The 17,216-nt window shown below is 38.0% G+C and carries 18 protein-coding genes; 9 read left to right on the forward strand and 9 right to left on the reverse strand.

The features are described from left to right. Positions 1-7: 7 nt before the first annotated feature. The 4 genes from DFQ12_RS01620 to DFQ12_RS01635 form a co-directional block, all read right to left on the reverse strand. Positions 8-1,321 carry a sensor histidine kinase gene (locus tag DFQ12_RS01620; RefSeq protein ID WP_120257286.1) on the reverse strand — a complete coding sequence of 438 codons (1,314 nt, stop codon included), beginning with the start codon at positions 1,319-1,321 and terminating at the stop codon, positions 8-10. Between the two features lie 198 nt (positions 1,322-1,519). After that, positions 1,520-2,476: a nitrilase family protein gene (locus tag DFQ12_RS01625; protein ID WP_120257287.1), complete on the reverse strand. Its 957-nt coding sequence runs from the start codon at positions 2,474-2,476 to the stop codon at positions 1,520-1,522. A gap of 41 nt (positions 2,477-2,517) precedes the next feature. After that, positions 2,518-3,357, reverse strand: a complete 840-nt coding sequence (locus tag DFQ12_RS01630; protein ID WP_120257288.1) for a helix-turn-helix transcriptional regulator — start codon at positions 3,355-3,357, stop codon at positions 2,518-2,520. 81 nt (positions 3,358-3,438) lie between these two features. Beyond that, positions 3,439-4,305 carry a DNA alkylation repair protein gene (locus DFQ12_RS01635; protein ID WP_244211654.1) on the reverse strand — a complete coding sequence of 289 codons (867 nt, stop codon included), beginning with the start codon at positions 4,303-4,305 and terminating at the stop codon, positions 3,439-3,441. 91 nt (positions 4,306-4,396) lie between these two features. Between DFQ12_RS01635 and DFQ12_RS01640 the strand changes: the two genes are divergently transcribed. Beyond that, a complete protein-coding gene (locus DFQ12_RS01640) occupies positions 4,397-4,744 on the forward strand; it encodes a winged helix-turn-helix transcriptional regulator (RefSeq protein WP_120257289.1) in 348 nt (115 codons plus the stop codon). A 104-nt stretch (positions 4,745-4,848) separates the two neighbouring features. Here DFQ12_RS01640 and DFQ12_RS01645 read toward each other — a convergent pair whose 3' ends face one another. Further along, complete coding sequence (locus tag DFQ12_RS01645; RefSeq protein WP_120257290.1) at positions 4,849-5,106, reverse strand: hypothetical protein; 258 nt, start codon at positions 5,104-5,106, stop codon at positions 4,849-4,851. 338 nt (positions 5,107-5,444) lie between these two features. Here DFQ12_RS01645 and DFQ12_RS01650 point away from each other — a divergent pair, with 338 nt between their 5' ends. Then, positions 5,445-5,780: a nuclear transport factor 2 family protein gene (locus tag DFQ12_RS01650; protein ID WP_120257291.1), complete on the forward strand. Its 336-nt coding sequence runs from the start codon at positions 5,445-5,447 to the stop codon at positions 5,778-5,780. Positions 5,781-5,820: 40 nt separating this feature from the next. On the opposite strand, the gene DFQ12_RS01655 is transcribed toward DFQ12_RS01650, so the two are convergent. Next, the gene (locus DFQ12_RS01655) at positions 5,821-8,292 is read right to left on the reverse strand and encodes an outer membrane beta-barrel family protein (RefSeq protein ID WP_120257292.1); all 2,472 of its coding nucleotides are present in this window, start codon (positions 8,290-8,292) and stop codon (positions 5,821-5,823) included. A 532-nt stretch (positions 8,293-8,824) separates the two neighbouring features. Between DFQ12_RS01655 and DFQ12_RS01660 the strand changes: the two genes are divergently transcribed. From DFQ12_RS01660 to DFQ12_RS01690, 6 genes are all read left to right on the forward strand, one after another. Next, entirely contained in the window at positions 8,825-9,058 is a 234-nt protein-coding gene (locus DFQ12_RS01660) for a hypothetical protein (protein ID WP_147420307.1), read from the forward strand. Positions 9,059-9,412: 354 nt separating this feature from the next. Then, positions 9,413-9,919 (forward strand): hypothetical protein, encoded by a 507-nt coding sequence (locus DFQ12_RS01670; RefSeq protein WP_147420308.1) that lies wholly within the window; start codon positions 9,413-9,415, stop codon positions 9,917-9,919. Continuing rightward, complete coding sequence (locus tag DFQ12_RS01675) at positions 9,901-10,242, forward strand: hypothetical protein (protein ID WP_120257296.1); 342 nt, start codon at positions 9,901-9,903, stop codon at positions 10,240-10,242. The genes DFQ12_RS01670 and DFQ12_RS01675 overlap by 19 nt, the downstream gene beginning before the upstream one ends. Positions 10,243-10,247: 5 nt before the next feature. Next, complete coding sequence (locus tag DFQ12_RS01680; protein WP_120257297.1) at positions 10,248-11,453, forward strand: hypothetical protein; 1,206 nt, start codon at positions 10,248-10,250, stop codon at positions 11,451-11,453. A 148-nt stretch (positions 11,454-11,601) separates the two neighbouring features. Continuing rightward, positions 11,602-11,985, forward strand: coding sequence for a hypothetical protein (locus tag DFQ12_RS01685; RefSeq protein ID WP_120257298.1), 384 nt, complete (start codon positions 11,602-11,604; stop codon positions 11,983-11,985). Positions 11,986-12,001: 16 nt separating this feature from the next. Continuing rightward, complete coding sequence (locus tag DFQ12_RS01690; protein ID WP_120257299.1) at positions 12,002-12,799, forward strand: DKNYY domain-containing protein; 798 nt, start codon at positions 12,002-12,004, stop codon at positions 12,797-12,799. 18 nt (positions 12,800-12,817) lie between these two features. On the opposite strand, the gene DFQ12_RS01695 is transcribed toward DFQ12_RS01690, so the two are convergent. Next, positions 12,818-14,125 carry a G protein-coupled receptor family protein gene (locus DFQ12_RS01695; protein ID WP_147420309.1) on the reverse strand — a complete coding sequence of 436 codons (1,308 nt, stop codon included), beginning with the start codon at positions 14,123-14,125 and terminating at the stop codon, positions 12,818-12,820. A 394-nt stretch (positions 14,126-14,519) separates the two neighbouring features. After that, positions 14,520-15,899, reverse strand: a complete 1,380-nt coding sequence (gene mnmE / locus DFQ12_RS01700) for a tRNA uridine-5-carboxymethylaminomethyl(34) synthesis GTPase MnmE (RefSeq protein ID WP_120257301.1) — start codon at positions 15,897-15,899, stop codon at positions 14,520-14,522. 180 nt (positions 15,900-16,079) lie between these two features. Between mnmE and DFQ12_RS01705 the strand changes: the two genes are divergently transcribed. Then, positions 16,080-16,565: a hypothetical protein gene (locus DFQ12_RS01705; protein ID WP_120257302.1), complete on the forward strand. Its 486-nt coding sequence runs from the start codon at positions 16,080-16,082 to the stop codon at positions 16,563-16,565. A gap of 73 nt (positions 16,566-16,638) precedes the next feature. Here the strand turns inward: DFQ12_RS01705 and xpt are convergent, their stop codons facing one another. Then, positions 16,639-17,214 (reverse strand): xanthine phosphoribosyltransferase, encoded by a 576-nt coding sequence (xpt, locus tag DFQ12_RS01710; RefSeq protein WP_120257303.1) that lies wholly within the window; start codon positions 17,212-17,214, stop codon positions 16,639-16,641. Positions 17,215-17,216 lie beyond the last annotated feature (2 nt).

A 17,216-nucleotide genomic window follows, 5' to 3' on the forward strand; every position in this document is an offset into this window, starting at 1 on the left:
CAGGTTTTTAGCAACAGGTCTGTGCTTCTTTTTTGGAGGTCTGGTTTCTGGTGGGGTATGACGGTAAGCCAACAGTGAAAATTGAACCTTTATTGGGAATACTCTGAATATCGACTGTACCTTTGTTGCGCTCGATCAGATCTTTACATAATACGAGCCCTAAGCCCGATCCGGGTTCATCTTCCGTACCGAATGATTTATGCTGTATTACATTAAAGAGTAAGGCCGATTTGGAGGGATTAATTCCAACCCCCTCATCTTGGATATGAATGTTGGTATGAATCTCATTTCTACTGCAATAAATACTTATCTTTCCGGCCACATAACTAAATTTGATTGCATTACTAATAAGGTTTCGGAGAATAATGGAGGTATGATCCTTATTGGCGAAGATATGTGTTCCTTCGGGTATAGCAACTTCTATCTTGAGCTGTTTTGCTTGTATTTGATCGGTAAACAATATGATGATTTCGCGGATCAATGGTTCGATCAGCACTAAAATAGCAGGGCTGGTAATCCCACGCATACTGCTACTTCCCCATTGCAGAAAGTCGTCCAGCGCTTGATTTTGATGTACAATCTGTTGATAAAGCTGTTGTATGTATTCTCTAGATACGGTATTGTTGAGAATCTGGTCACGAAGCATCAATACCAATGCCTCCAAACTGGCAAATGGACTTTTGATGTCATGTGCGACAATGGAAAATATTTTCTCCTTATCGCGATTCATAGATTCAAGTTTTCGACGCTGTTCCTCAATCTTCTCCATATTGTTGTAAATAATCTGTAGGAAGGAGTTGACAGCGATAACAATAAAGGCAAGTGCATTGCTAATGTTGAAGATCAGTCTTAGCCTGGGGACACGTTGGGCTACAGGAACAATGGTCGGAAAGAAATAGAGCAATGCAATGGCGAAAGCAGTAGCAAGGCAGAAAAAGATATGGATACGACGGTCGTCATAGAGTAACATGGACGCGATCAGGGTGCATAATAGAAAATATTCTCCGCCATTTTTAAATAATATCGCTCCCAAAAGAAAAAAGATGAAATTGCTGACCAATAACATCGCCTTCGCAAAGTTATGTTTACCGTCGTATTGTAGAAAGAGTACCGAAATAGAGCAAATGGTATTGGATAGGTTGATCGTCGACAGCAGGTAACGTTGGTCGATGATATTAAGGATAAAAAAGCAAAGTGTGGGCAATAAACAAAGTATGGCAATCAAGTTGACCATCTGTATCCTTTTGAGGTCGATATAGGACATATCCGGATGCGTTCCGATATTCGTGAGTATGTTCCAATATCTTCGGATATAGTTCATAATTTTATTTAAACTGCTAGTGAATATTAATCCGCTAAATTAACATAAATAAGGTGTTGTAGCGCGATGCTTAGCGAAAAAAATGTTCGCAATACTTTAATTGACAGATGGCTGGGGTACCTCTGGTGGATAATCGTGAAACAACTGATTTAAGACTTCGGTTGAGAGACCTTAAATCAGTTGCTGGATTGATGGAGATTAGCTATATTCTGTATGTAACCAGACTACTTTTTGCTCTGCTTCATGTTGCTGACCAATAATGTTGCGGTAGAGTTCTGGTCGTCGGGCGCTGATATAACGATGTCCGCCAGCCTGTATCAGTTTTTCGGGTGTGACTGTGGCTATGACAAAACTATCGTCAAATGTATGGCATTCTGCGAGAATATCCCCGAAAGGATCTAAGATCATTGAACAACCATTCTTTAACTGATTGTCATCCATTCCGATGGGGTTTGAAAACACGGTGTAAACCGCGTTGTCATAGGCCCTGGCTGGCAACCATTTCATTAACCAGCTACGTCCTTTCATTCCATCAAACTCCAATCGCAAGGAGGTTGGGTCATTTTCACGGTTATGCCAGAGCTGAGGATCCACAAAGCCCGCTCCAGGTCTAGATGAAGGAGTACACATGGTCACATGTGGCATAAAGATAATGTCAGCTCCTAATAATTTTGTTGCGCGTACATTTTCAATGACATTATTGTCGTAGCAGATCAAAATGCCACATTTCCATCCTTTGATCTCAAATACCGTATAAGCTTGACCTGGGGTCAGATAAGGGTTTATGAAGGGATGTAATTTGCGATGTTTGGCAACTAAGCCATCTTTGTCGACACAGATATAGGGCTTATATAAATTGTCGTTTTCATCTTTTTCAAATAAACCGGCAAGAATGGTGATATTGTATTTGGTTGCTATCTCGATCAACTTCTGGGTGCTGTTTCCTTTGGGAACGTGTTCGGCAATATCGAGCATTTGCTGTTTATCTAAATTTCTTGCGAAAGTATAACCAGTAATGGAACATTCGTGAAAAGCAATCACATCAGCACCTTGGGCTGCGGCCTGTTGCGCAAGGTGCTCTATGATTGTCAGATTATAGGCTTTATCCGCACTTTTATGCTCAAATTGTGCTGTGGCAATTTTTAATTTGTCCATATTTCTTTCTTTGATCTATAGACAAATCTACTTGTAAGTTGTTAAGATAAATTGTACAAACCCGACAAGCGATCAGGCAAGGCTTGGAATTCCATAAAATTGATTGTCAGTCTGCTTGTATTGTTCAAATATATGGATGGTGTAAAACCAGTATATTTTTTAAATGTCCTGATGAGATGAGATTGATCAAAATACCCGCTTTCGTAGGAGATGGTCGTCAGTGTTGTACCATCAGGTTTATTGCGAAGTAACTTCAAAAAGCAATGGAGTTGGACAATACGTCCGAATTTTTTGGGACTCATCCCGACCTGTTCGGCAAATATCCGTTCCATCTGCCGCTCATTATGACCACTGAGTTTGAGTAGTTCTTCCACAGAGAGGCGCCCTTTGTGATCGGTAATATATTTTAATACGTTAGAAAAGGAGGTCTGACCTAGCGATTTGTGTTGAATGGCGAGTGTACAAAAGAAGGTGTTTAATGCATTTAATTTAGCTGTTGGATGCTTGCAGTACATAAGCTGATCGTAAAGCCGGTCTGCTGACTGTCCAAAGATATCCTTTAAGCCGATGATTTGATCTTTTAGCTCATGTGCCGGTATACCCAGTAATTTGTAGAGACCATCGGGTTGAAATACAACAATAATAAAGGAAATGCGTTCGATCAGACAGAGATCTTTAAAATGACTGATCTGACCATACAAAAATGACTGGGGGAGATGATCGTTTCGGTTGATGGATAATCGGCCTTGATTCAAAAGAAAGACCATTCCTGTATTGCCGTCCGAGAATAAGCGTAGCGTTTTTTGCGGATCAGCAGCGCTTTCCAAAAAGAGGTAGTGTTTGATGTAAGGCAATAATTCTTTTGGCGGGAGTATCTGCATGGCCTAATCCGTGAGTTGATGTATACCAAATGTACGTATTTCCTGTTGTATGAAAAATTAAAAATGATTTGATATTTAGCGTTATTTGTTGTCTTTATTAAGGTTTCTGATCGCTCGCTTTACGATGTACATGGTTTCTTTACTTTTACTTTCTCTTTCCCATCTGGTACATAATTCTTTAACAAATAGCGGACAGGTCTTGGCGGCGTCATTCAGCCAATTGGCCACGCTATTTTGCACATATCGGGATGGATCGGACTTCAAGGCTTCTAATATGGATAAGGCGATGGCGGGATTTTGTTTTAACGCATCAATATGTGCACACCATACACCTCTCGGTCGAATGGCCTCTGATGCGAAACGCCTGATATTTTCATCGCTGTTGGTAGCCCATTCGGTAAGAATAGAAATGCTTTCTTGCAAGTTGCTGCTTATTTTTTCACGTACAACTAGCCAGCTGATTTCTCGAACACCAAAATGTGGATCAGCAGCAAACTGTTGGATCTGGTCTAATGTTTCGGAGATACTTAGATCCTTATTTTTCCCAACAGTATATGCGGCCCAACAACGAACCAGATCAGCCGGATGAAGCGATATCGTCTGGAAGAAAACGATATCATTTTGCTGTGTGATCTGTTCAAGAAGTCCAATTCCGATGGCTTCATTGATGGTATTGACAGTCCGTTTTTTTAACTGATTAATTTCGTTTAGTATCGGCTTAAGATAGGCTGTCCGATCATGCTTTGTAAGTAGGTGGTTTAATAAGATAGCTTGGTCTACGGCTAACCACTCAACAAGATTGGCAGTTTCAATCTCACCCTTGTTCAATTGTTCCAGAATAGATGCTGGTATCTCACTTGTTTTTCGTGCGCCTATTCGTTTTGGTGATCGGCACTGTTTTGCTGAATTTTTATTTAATACTGGCATATCCTCTTGTCTATTTTTCATATTTATTCCTAATCTTTGCAAAGATTCGAAAGTTAATCCATAAGTACAATAACGCATAAAATTGTCACTATGGGCTAAAAAAGTCAACATTATGAAAAAAACGGATAGAGCCATAGAAGAAAAAATATGCCCATTAGAATTTGCAGTCAATGCGATCAGTGGGAAATGGAAAATTCCGATTGTCTGGCGTATCAATCAGGGTGAAAAGCGTCCAAGCGAAATGTTGCGTGGTATTGTTAAGGTGGATCGGCGTGTATTGAATCAACAGCTAAAGGAGTTGGAGCATGACGGAATACTTCGCAAGGAGGTTTTTAAAGAGCTACCCCCGCGGGTAGAATATACACTGACACCACTAGGTAAAAGTCTGGTAGAGGTGCTGTGGAAATTAAATGACTGGGGTGAATCGCTTTTAGTTGAAAAAAATGATTCTCACTGTTAAAGCCTACTCATTCTATGATCGATAGTGGGCCATATTGTTCCAATACATCACGTACTTAGTTTCTATAGTCGTTACAGCGATCTATACAGCTACAAAATTGCAATTTAGTCCTTCTTGGATTGGAGCGATTTGAGTTCTTGGTTGATCTGTATATTATTCACATAGATCGGTATAAATACACAAAACAAGGAAGCTGCAATGCCTGAAAGAGCGTACTTTTTTGTTTTAAAGGAAAGATAGACCAAAACTACAATAGCTATAAACATGACAATACCAAAAGATATCATGACTCCAATGGACTGTTTTTTCTTTTTGTTTAACTCCTCGTTGGTCAATTGAGATAAAACTTTGTTCTCTGCCATGGTTCAATTGTGTTAGGATTTATAAAGAAAGGTTACTTACTTCTCTTGTTACAAACAAATTTAAATAAATTTTTGACCCTGTCAAGTTATTTTTTGATGCCAGTGGTAAAGCTAGATAAGGGCTGCTTTTCAATACTGAATCTTTGTTTTGCCGGAAATATAAGGGGTATAAATGATAGAAGGGTAAGGGAAAAATAAAAAATTATCAAACGCTTCGTCAATTTTGTTGTTCTTTTATTTAACTGGCCTGGGACAGGATGTTGTGAATTTCTATTTAAGTATTCATAATAGTAATGGCCAAATAAGGAATAGTATAAATAACCATAAAAAAGAAAGAAATGAAATCGGCGAAATACATTGTGCTCAGTTTTCTCGAAAGTCTGAATAAAGAAGATTTTACTGCTGCATATGAATTATTGGATAGTGATATGGTGTTCGAGGGGGTGCTTGGGAGTCGGCATACTGCGGATCATTATATTGCGGATATGAAGAAAATGAAGTTTAAATACAATATTAAAGAAGTAATGACAAATGGTAATCATGTTGCTATCTTCTATAACATTGATATGGGTGGAATGGAGATCTTTAGTGCAGGCTGGTATCAAGTAGAAAACGAGTTGATCCTGAAGATAAAGGTCGTCTTTGATCCACGGCCGCTTCTGAAAGATAAATAGCTTTACTCAAGAGTTTGTGAATCCAAACTCTTGAGTAAAGCTATTCGGCCCTTCGTTTGAGATCGTCGGCGGCACCTGTTTTTCGAGACTGTCCTGTTTTGGTGGATCCAAAATTATAGCTATAGGACAGCATCACAACGCGGGGCTCTCTTCTGCTCTTAAAATTTTCTTTGTAATCATTGTAGACAGTCACTCCCTTTATCGTATTGCTGTTGAATAGATCACTTACGGCGAGCTTCAAGGTAGTTTTGTCCTTAAATTTCTTTTGCAACCCGATATTGAGATACCAATAAGGGTCAATACGGACGAAGGCATATACTTCGGTAGCTTTATAATTGGCTGCTAATTCGGCGACGAAATTTTTACCCAATTTAAGCGTATGGATGCTATTCATGTCGAGGGTAAAATTGCCAATATTATTGATCTGTGTCCCTGAGACGTTTCCTGTATATGAACCGTAATAGAAGTTTGCACTATTGTTTATATCCCACCAATTGGTTGGCTTGATCGGTAGAATGAGATTGAGGGAGTAATAGGATGCTGATTTCAGGTTTTCTTCTGTCTGAACGGTGATGTTCTCTCCATTTTCGATTACGGGTTTTATGACAGTCGTGATATTGTTGCTTATTTTGCTATAACTCAGGGTGGCTATATATCTACTTTTGAAACTATAGGTGAGTTCATAGTTTTGCGATGTTTGTGCATTTAGATCGGGGTTGCCAACACGATATGTTGTCGCATTAATATAATATTTAAAGGGGTTGAGCTGTTGATAATTGGGACGGTTGATGCGACGGCTGAGATTGACTTCGAGATTATGATCTGTTGTGAACTCATAGGAAAAAACGGCACTTGGAAATAACTGAGTGTATTGCCTTTTATTAATTTGTGCAGTGGTTAGCTGTATTCCTGTCACATCGGTTTTTTCAATACGTAGACCTAATACGGTTTTCAGCTTATTCCATTTTTTGGATACATTACCGTAGGCTGCATAGATGTGCTCCTGGTATATGTAATGATTCGATTTATTGGTGTCCCGTACAGCCGGCGATGTACTATGATCATAAAATTCAATATCGTTATCTGATTTAACGTAACTCGTTTTAAAGCCGGCTTCCAGTTTGAGGTTTTTAGGGAATATTTTAATCCAGTCGCTTTTTAGTGCATAGATGTTCAAACCGCCATCAGTTTTTCCTCTCAAGATATAGGGTATACCTATAGGTTCACCTTCGTTGTTGTTGGTTTTGGTATCAAAACCTTGGTTCGATGTATTGACATAGCGAATGAAATCTATATCCGTGCTAAGTTCGGACCCCAGTGTATCCATACTGTATTTATGATTGAGATTAGCAGAGATATTTTTCAAGGTATTGGCCGTTTGACTTAAGGTGGCGGTATGACTGAGTGGCTGATCGTTGGGACCTAGGATGGCCGTTTTGCTATCCCCACGTGGTTTAAAGACATTACTTGTGAAGCTGACAGATGCACCCAGTAGGTTTTTTTCAGTTAGATTGTAATCGAGGCCGATTTTACCGTTATGGTTACGGGTATTGAACTTAAAGAAATTGTCCTGTAGGTACGTTTTCTCTAAATTGCCTTCCGTGTAAAACTTTCGATCGATCATGAGCTCGTTAAATGCTTCGCGATAAGCAAAATTATAATTGGCAAAGAGGTTGAACTTATTATTACGATGGTTGATATTAAAACTGTTGTTATTTTTAACGTATCTACCTGCACCTAACGCTGTAGAAAAGCTTCCGTTGGTTCCCTTATTTGTTCCTTTTTTTAGTTTTATATTAATAATGGCAGTTCCAGCAGCGTCATATTTTGCGGAAGGGTTGGTAATGAGTTCAATTTTGTCAATCGCAGATGCAGGGAGTCCGCGGAGGTAATTGGCTAGCTCATCGCCGGTAAGTGGTGAGTTTTTCCCATCAATCTGTATTAAAATATTATTTTTCCCCCGTAAAATAACGTTGTCATTCCCATCTATTGTAACACCAGGTGCTTTTCCCAGTATTTCTAACGCAGATCCACCCGTATTTTGAAGGCTACTTTCTACATTTAAGATCATTTTACCGTCATGTCGTTCAATAAAAGGACGTGATTTGTTGATGACGACGGTCTCCAGTCGTTGTTCGATTATCCGAATTTCAGGTAGAGCTATGTCATGGTCCGTCACTTGAATGACCTCCGAATTGTAGAGGTCTGATTGACCACGACGAATTTTGAAGTAATAAGCTCCTTTGCTGAGGGCATCAAATCGAAACTCACCTTGCTGATTGGGAAATTCAGTCTTGATCAGCTTAGCCTCTGCATTGAATAGGTTAATTTCCAGTGAGGTAATTTCCGTAGTCGCTATTTTTCCAGATAATATGAAGTCATTTCTCTGAACCTGTTGTGCCATGATCTTGGTTGCCGATACAGACAGTAGCAGGGCTATGAATGTGATCAAAATACATCTTGCTTTCGAATGGTTGGGCATGATCATGTGGAGGTTTCGTTGAATTCGCATTTTTTATATTTCTATCAACGTTGTATGTCTACTCCGTTAGTTGTATGTCGTATAAGCTAGTATTATGTTGCAGGATAATATGGTGTAAGTTTGGAATATCTCTCTTGCAATATTTTTTGAATGTACGAATGGCTCCTGTTGTCATTACAAACAATTACGATTCGCCGAGATTGACTTAAGATTCGTTTCGTGTTGACCGAAAATAACTTGATATCTTTGATTCGGCAGTTGTTCATTTATTATTCAGGGGGATTGAGGCCTTTCTTGTTAAAGATCTTTCTTTGAAAGTTAATGGATTGGAACAGTAATTTGTGCTATTTCGGATAATAGGATAGAAATCACTAAAGCATAACAGATAGTGGGTATAACAGAAATATTTGTGGTCATACTGTGCATTGGAATTGTCGGCTTAGTTGCTGGCATCATTTTGATGTTATTGTATTTTGCTCTTACGCTTTTACCAGAAAGGAGCTTTTGGGGAAATTTGATTGCAAAGCTTTTTACCATAGCATATTATGTACTGCAGATAGGTATGATAATATTTCTGCTGGCGCTAGCGGGCATGACTGCCAGTATGGCTATTGACGGACTAGGAATGGGCGAATATAAGTTGAGGTTTAGCAGAACAGGTGGTGGGTATACAATGATCAAGTGGACTACCAGACCTATACGATTTGCTTTTCAGACTGTTGTTTTTATAGGTTTTTCTATTATCCTCATCTATCTTTCAATTAAACAGATTCGATCTATTTCAAAGAAAAGATGATTTTTTAAGCGTCCTTGAATGAGACTTATTTTTATTATTATTGGCGGAATAGCAGGTGTTTTGTTTTCTTTTTGGGATACCATGGTTAGTTACTCCGATACGGCTCCAATTGACGATCAGTTTGGGCTAGCAATTATTTCATGGCCTTTCTTTTTAATCAAAACACTTATTTATCTATGTATGGGATCATTTTTTTGTTGGTTGATCAGTTTGGTCTTTAGAAGAAATTTGCCAGAATGAGATTATACGGATAATGATGAGGCCATAGCGAATAATAAATATCTGCTAACGAATTATAAAATAACCTTATACACTACAAAAATCAACTGTATATTGCTGGAAAACTAATCTGGTATGAAGTGGATATTTTGCATATTGATTTTTGTGATAATGGAAACGAATGCAGCGTTTGCCCAAGCTTCTTTAAAGAGTGGTGTATACGAATTTACTGATATTACTTCGCCTGATACCCTTGGAAAGGGAAGAGAGAATTTGCTAAACTTTGAAAAGAAAACCATCAGAAGAACACTTATTGTATCAAATGATACGATCTGCTATCAGATTGGAGAGCATACACAAACACCTGCAGCCAGTTTTGGAATACAAGCAGATTATCGTTTGAAACTTAGACATCGCAATAATGGATTCGGTGCGAAAAGCAAGACTGTCAAATTGAAGCTTGTTATCCTAAATGATGAGATTATTACCGTAGAGGTTTTAGCGGGAAAGGCCAACTACTTTTATAGTGGCGGTCAATATTTTAAACGTGTAATTGCAATTCCATTTGAAAGAAAAACATTGACTTTTAAACGGAGATTGACACCTCAAGATATTGAAAAGCTATGGGAGCAAGAGCAATAAAGAATAATGTAGGAATCAACATACTCAAAGTGGTCCAAGTTATTCTTGGAGGGATCTATATTCTGGTTATTCTGTTTTACCTTGGCCTTATTGTACCTGAATACCTTGCTTGTGTCGGTTGCGATACCGAAGGTGCAATGGGAACTGATATTTGGGGTGATTCGGTGCAATGTTTTGGTGATAGTAAGGTCTTTGGTCAGGTTTTGTTTGATCTGTCAACCATGATTATCGTCGGGCTTTCTACTATATTATATCTCTTATTCCTTTGGCGGAATTTGATAGCTAAGAATCAGGATCGAGCTAAAAACCTCAGTAAAAAATAAGTGTTATGAAAAGATCCTTCATATTGACCTTAGCAGTTGGTACCTTCTTGCAATCTTGTCGTTATAAAGCACAAGATCATGTCAAAGAAAAGGTAACTCCTGCGATAGAGAGGGATGTCATACAGGTAGATACCATAAAAACGGCTGCTATTCCAATTCGCTCTTTTATTGGTAAAACAACTAACGATATTGACCTGTCAAAGATGCATGAATGCTTTGGAGTAATGTTGTCCAGAAAAGCATCGAAAGATAAGTATGCACTTGCGCAGTATTCCGCTGTCATTGATCATTGCCAACACGGACAGAGCAAATTTGTAATTGAACGATTTCTACGTCATGATGCGAACGGTAAATCTGTGTTTTTGATTGTGGATGAACTGGATGTGGTGGCCAACTATCCGGCGATCTGCTTTGGGAATTTCCAATTGGCAATAGAAAATGATATAGAAGGAGATTATTTTGTTGAGTTTTATAATAATGATGCCGAAATCATTACGCAGGTCAGGAGGATATGGCGTATTGACTTGGAGAAAGAAAAGTTTGTAGAAATTACGAAACCTAAGAATCTGCGGTTAATTAACCCCGACTATGTTGAATCAGACGAAGATCCAGCATTTACATTCCCCTCAACAGGGGAAAAGGTTTTGGACTTTATTGTCGATCCTACTGTTTTTGAGATTCAATATGAAACAGTAGGAGATTTAAATGCTGATGGTCTGTCTGATATCGTGATGGTGCGAAGAGATAAAACAAATAAAATGGCGATCAGATCAATCTTGGTACTACTTCAGAATAAGGACAAATCTTATCGTTTGGACAAAATTTCAAATCTCCTCATGCCAGTTGAATTTAATAAGGATGGATCAAAAATATATGGAACAGAGGACATTAGTGTTGTAAATGGTGAACTTCATCTTAATTTCTATGGGCTTGCTGGTGTCCAGGGTAATATTTGGGGACATTATAAATATTTTGGGGATGATCTGGTGTTGACTTATGTAGAGACTTATAATGTTGGCGCTGGTTCTTCGCAATCGCTCTATTATGATGTGGTAGAAGGAAAATTGACGGAGGAAATAACGGATACTGCAAAGGAAGAGATGCCTGTCAAAACTAATACATTTAAGATGAAAAAGGAAAAATATCTATTTGAAAACGGTTCGTTGAATGGGGCTATGGAAACCGCTTATAAAATAGTCAATAACAATTAGCGGAAATTGCTAGCAATGTATATTCAATCATATTTAGTGATGAAGAAAGCTATACGTATTAAAAAAATTAACATGCGGGCTATCTATAGCATTTTTCTTTTGGATAGACAGTTTAACCGAAAATATTTATTCTATTATCTTAATGATTATGGAAAATGAAAGCAATGGTAGTATAGATCGAAATCATGGGAGGTATGGTGTTATGATAAAGAAAAGTGTTGTTATTATTTTGGCCGTTATGACTATTCTAATCTGTGGTTGGCTCATCCTTGGTCTGGTGAGCTCTTTGGATATTCCGTCCAATAAAAATGATCAGTTTGCAAGTGAGCAAAAGTGGCGGGTGGATCAACGGAGCGATATCGATTCCTGCGAAAAGCAAATTATTAAAAATCAAATAGATCTGAAGCGTACTAATGAAAGGCAGATTTCGGGGCGGGCTTTTCAAACACAAATATTAGCTCTTTTGATAATTGTAGTGCAATTGATATTGATCGTTTTCGTGATATTGATACGCCGGAAGCCCTATTCTTGATAAAAGACTTCCTCATATGAAATTATTGAAATTTATATTTGTGGTGGTGATACTATTGGCATGTATTTTTTGCCTGATTTCATTTTTGAAGCCGATACCATATTCCAACAGCTGCGGTGAGGATAATCTATACCGATACCGCATGGGAATCTATCAGATAGATAGGAATATTATTAAAGAAAAGGAACTACAGAAACTTGGTGGGCTATTGTCCTTTGCTGGAATACAGGATATTGGGTGCCCTAATGAGAAGGATAGACAGCGGGACAAAATGCTTGCACAAGCTCTTGATAGCGCAAATAGGAGCTTAGAATGGAGACTTCTGAAAGAGGATCTATGGATTAATAAAAAAGGAGATATCGGATTGAAGGAAATGATCCCTGTTGGAAATGAGGGTATTACTTTTGTTGATAGTTATCTTACAAGAATGGGTTTTAATACAGAGGAACCATTGCATGCGATTATTGATACTAGTACTTTTCAAAAGCTAAACAGTGCATTTTATAAAGATAAAAAACATATTTATCGCTATTATGCAATGGCTTATGGCGGAAGCTTTTCTACTTTTGAAGAAGCTGATCATGCAACTTTTGTAGCACTTGGTGATTGTTATGCAAAAGATAAAAGGCATATCTATGAGAATCGCCAAGGTATTTTGGATCATGTAGACTATAAGACCTTTAAAGTAAAAAGCACGGTGTCCGGTTGTTTTGCCAAAGATAAAGATGGCTATTTGTCCTGGGGAGATCGGATTACAGGGGAGGATCTCAATGATGAATATGTAAAACAGGCGATTAGCGAATTGGATAAATAATACAGTGAGCTCATATCACTATTTGATCTTCTTTATCAGGTATAACCTGTTGCGTTGATTGGTGAAGAGTTGAAAGCCTAAAGCTGGATTTGAGTAGAAACTGTATACCTTAAATTGTTCGGTATTTTCAAAAGAAAGCGCTCCAATATTCTTATTGTTTATTTCAATTTTTGACCAATGCCATTCTTCATCCAAATATAACTTATCTTTAAATTTTAGTGTATCATTGTCTACAATCAGCTGTGAAAATAAATATCCCTGCCAGACATCCCCACGGTCATATTCTCCAGTTTTAGCATCATGTCGATCGCGCATACGTTGTACTTTTTGATAATATACAGATCTGATATTTGGAGGGGGAGCATTATCGGACGGTTCAAGTTGATCTTCTCCCCATTGACCAAAAAGATCATTAACGACATTACCTTTTGGCTTTATCTTGTAGGGGAAATATTCCTCATCTGAAAAGTTCTCATAAAATGTATACCATTTATCGTTTAATAAATAGGTTATCTTATAATAAGAGCCAGCGTATTCGTTATTACGATCAGAATGATAAACGGGGGTTGACATAACATAGGTCGCTTCCTTTTCTATTTCAGTTAATTTCTGACGCTGCTGATCTCTTGACCATTTTAAGTCTTCATTGAATATCTCGATCGTCTTTCTTATAGTATCACCGCGTAGCGGCCAGTTCCGAAAATAGTTTTTAGAAATATTGATCAGATAACCCTCAAATAAAACTTCTTTATCATCATCGCTATCCTGCCGAAAAGAATAGTGATCTATCTGATTGCCATTTTTGTCAAGCTTGCAAAAATCATGGATGGTTGGAAAAGGATCATTTGTATGTTGTGGATTTGTTGTACTGTGTATAATTAATTCATTGTTTTGGGTCAACAATTGATAGACAGGATCGTCACTTGCTATAAACAGGTCTATTTCATGTGTGCCAAATGTGTTTTTTGAGTTGTTGATATCCACATATTTTTCATACTCTTTTGGCAGCTTTGAGAAATTAAATGCATTCTCCAACCGAATATCCACATTAAAAATTCCATTTACATAGATGAAAAAGCAAGCGAGCAGCAAACATCCGAGTAGAAAGTACTTTAGTTGACTCCCACCTTTCAGGAGGATAAAGACATAGAAGAACACCCAGCTAAGAACAAATGCAATGGGGGAAAATATAATATAGTTTAATTCGTTATTACCAGGTAGGGGTATTGTATAAAAACCAATGACATAGAGTGCCATAAATATTAAACATGCCCAAAATGATTTTAATAGAATACCCTTTCTAGGGCGCTCTGTTCCTTTATTCAAGTGCTCCAATATAATAACTGAGTTAAGTCTATTTTCTGTCTTCTAAGGTAAATAATTGCCTCGTCATAGACAAGTGTTGAGGGGATGGAAATCGCTTTTCCATTGGTTAAACCGTAAAGGATAATACTTGGAAATATGACAATGAGCTCCGAAACCATGTAGACCATTTTTTAATTGCTATTTGTCCAGTCTTGTTCAATAATTGATTCCGGCCTTAAGCAGCTATCATTATTTTTGCTACCTCAATAGCATTCAAGAAATATGCGATGTGTTTTATGAATATCTTCTTTCTGTGGAAATAAAAGTCAAAGAAGTCGTGAATGTTTCCTCTTCTTGTAAGTAAAAGGAAACATTCAATGCCTAGTTTGGGCTGGTAGAGGTTATTATAATGTATTTACTTTCCGATACAGAATTTGGAAAAGATATTATCGAGTAAATCATCTGTAGACACACTGCCTGTAATCTCTCCAAGGTGATATAGGGCCTGACGGATATCCATCGCTAGGAAATCCGAAGTAACCGGATTATCAATACCGAATAATACACGCTCCAGAGAATCGGATGTCTTTTGCAGGGCTTCTACATGTCGGATGTTAGTTACCATGACATCGTCTGTATTTAAATTTCCCAGCTGTACTCTGTTGATCAGTTCCTCCTTCAACTCTTCTACACCTATCTGCTCTTTTGCTGAAATATAAAGCGGATTAAGAGGTTCATATTCTGCTTTTTGTTTATCAGATAATAAATCAGATTTATTGATGATGGTCAAAAATGGAATTTGAAGATTTTCAATTTCTAGCAACTGTGATTGAACTTCATCTATTTTATCCTGCATTGGATCAAAAAGATAGATAATCAACCTCGCCTGTTTCATTTTTTCGCGTGTACGCTCAACTCCCTTCGCTTCAATGATATCTGCAGTCTCGCGAATACCAGCGGTATCTATAAACCGGAAGGTTACACCATGGATATTAATTTCATCTTCAATGGTATCACGTGTAGTCCCGGCGATGTCCGAAACAATGGCACGTTCCTCGTTTAAGAAAGCATTCAATAGGGTTGATTTACCTACATTTGGTTTCCCCGCAATGACTACAGGAACACCATTTTTTAACACATTTCCTTGTTCAAAAGACTGAACCAGTTTTTGAACAATTACTTTTATTTTATTGATTAGATTTTTGAGCTGATCTCTATTCGCAAATTCTACATCTTCCTCTGAAAAATCCAATTCTAATTCAATAAGGGATGCAAAGTGGATCAGGTCTTCACGGAGGGATTTAAGTTGATTGGAAAATCCGCCCCGCATCTGCTGCATGGCAATTTGATGGGATGCAGCCGAATTGGAGGCAATTAAATCGGCTACAGCTTCGGCCTGTGAAAGATCCATTCCACCGTTGAGGAAAGCGCGAAGCGTAAATTCACCAGCACGGGCGGCCCGAGCTCCCTTTTTGATGAGCAAATTAATAATACGCTCAATAATATATTTGGAATTGTGTGTAGAGATTTCTACAGAATTTTCTTTTGTGTAAGAGTTTGGAGCTACAAAAAGGGATACGAGCACTTCATCTATAATTTCTTCACCATCGCGAATGGTTCCAAAATGAATGGTATGGGAGGCTTGTTGGAGCAGATCTTTACCCTTGAAAATATCGTTGGTGATTTTAATGGCCTGTTGACCTGAAACGCGAATTACAGCAATCGCACCATTGGCACCAGACGATGTCGCCAATGCGACAATTGTATCTTCAGTAATATAACCTGTATTGGACATGCTGCAAAGATACGTTAAATTGGCTGGAATGAAAGTGCTTAAATATCCCAGCAAATTAAATTTTCGATGGGGAATTAAACCTTTGTTTAGACACGCATGTCATACCAATAGAAACGCTTATAAAAAGGTGAAAAAGGTAGGCGGTATCGTACTTGATTTATAAATTTAAATTGTCTGGTTATGAGAAAGATAATATACTTCGCACTAGCAATAGGAGGACTTGCATTAATAACTCCAAAAGAATCGTCAGCTCAGCATCGTGGAAATGACCGCGAATGGAAGCATGAGAAAGAGCATCGGAAATACGAGGAAAAAAGGGATAAGGAAGAACGGAAATACTGGGAAAAAAGAGATAAGGAAGATCGGAAATATCATAAAAAAGTAGCCAAGTATTATCGTAAGGAATATAGGCATGGTCCGCCAGCTTGGGCGAGAGCACATCGATATGATAATAGACATCACGTTTATTTTAGGGACTACAAAACATTTTATGATCCTTATCGCAATGGATATGTTTATATGAGAAACGGACGTTGGAGTTTTTCGGCTAATGTACCTTCTTTCATGTTAAACGTTAACTTAGGGGCTGCCAACATACGTGTGGTGAAGGATGTGCCGATCAGTAGACATCCAGAAGATTTTTACAATGACTATCGTTGGGATTAAAAATATAATTTATCTTGTTGTTTAAACTTAAAAAGCCTCATTTCTGTAAAGAATGAGGCTTTTGTTTGTGTTGTTAATCTTCTTCGAAGCTGACTTTATCTACTTCCAAAGATTTTATACGTGCTAAAGATTCTATTCGGATATCGGATAATTCCCGTAATCTTTTACCACCTTCCTGAAAGGATTTTTCGATAATAAAGCCCATACCCAATAATGCGGCACCAGACTGTTGGATGAGATCCAGCATACCAAACGCTGCATTTCCATTGGCAAGAAAGTCATCGATAAAAAGCACTTTGTCATCTGCGGAGAGAAACTCCTTACTCACACAGATATCGTAGGTTCGATTTTTGGTAAAAGAATGTACTTCACTAACATACATGTCACCCATAGTCTTAGGTTTTGCCTTTTTAACAAAAACAACAGGCAGTTCTAATAGGTAGCCCAGCATAATCGCGGGTGCAATGCCACTCGCTTCAATTGTTATGATCTTGTTGATGGGTAGATCTGCGAAACGCCGTACAAATTCTACTGCAATAGACTTCATCAATACAGGATCCATCTGATGGTTGATAAAGTTATCTACTTTAAGTATGCCTCCAGCGAGGCTTTTGCCGTCATTAAGGATTCTATCCTTTAATAATTTCATGT

The organism is Sphingobacterium detergens (assembly GCF_003610355.1).
Taxonomy (GTDB): domain Bacteria; phylum Bacteroidota; class Bacteroidia; order Sphingobacteriales; family Sphingobacteriaceae; genus Sphingobacterium; species Sphingobacterium detergens.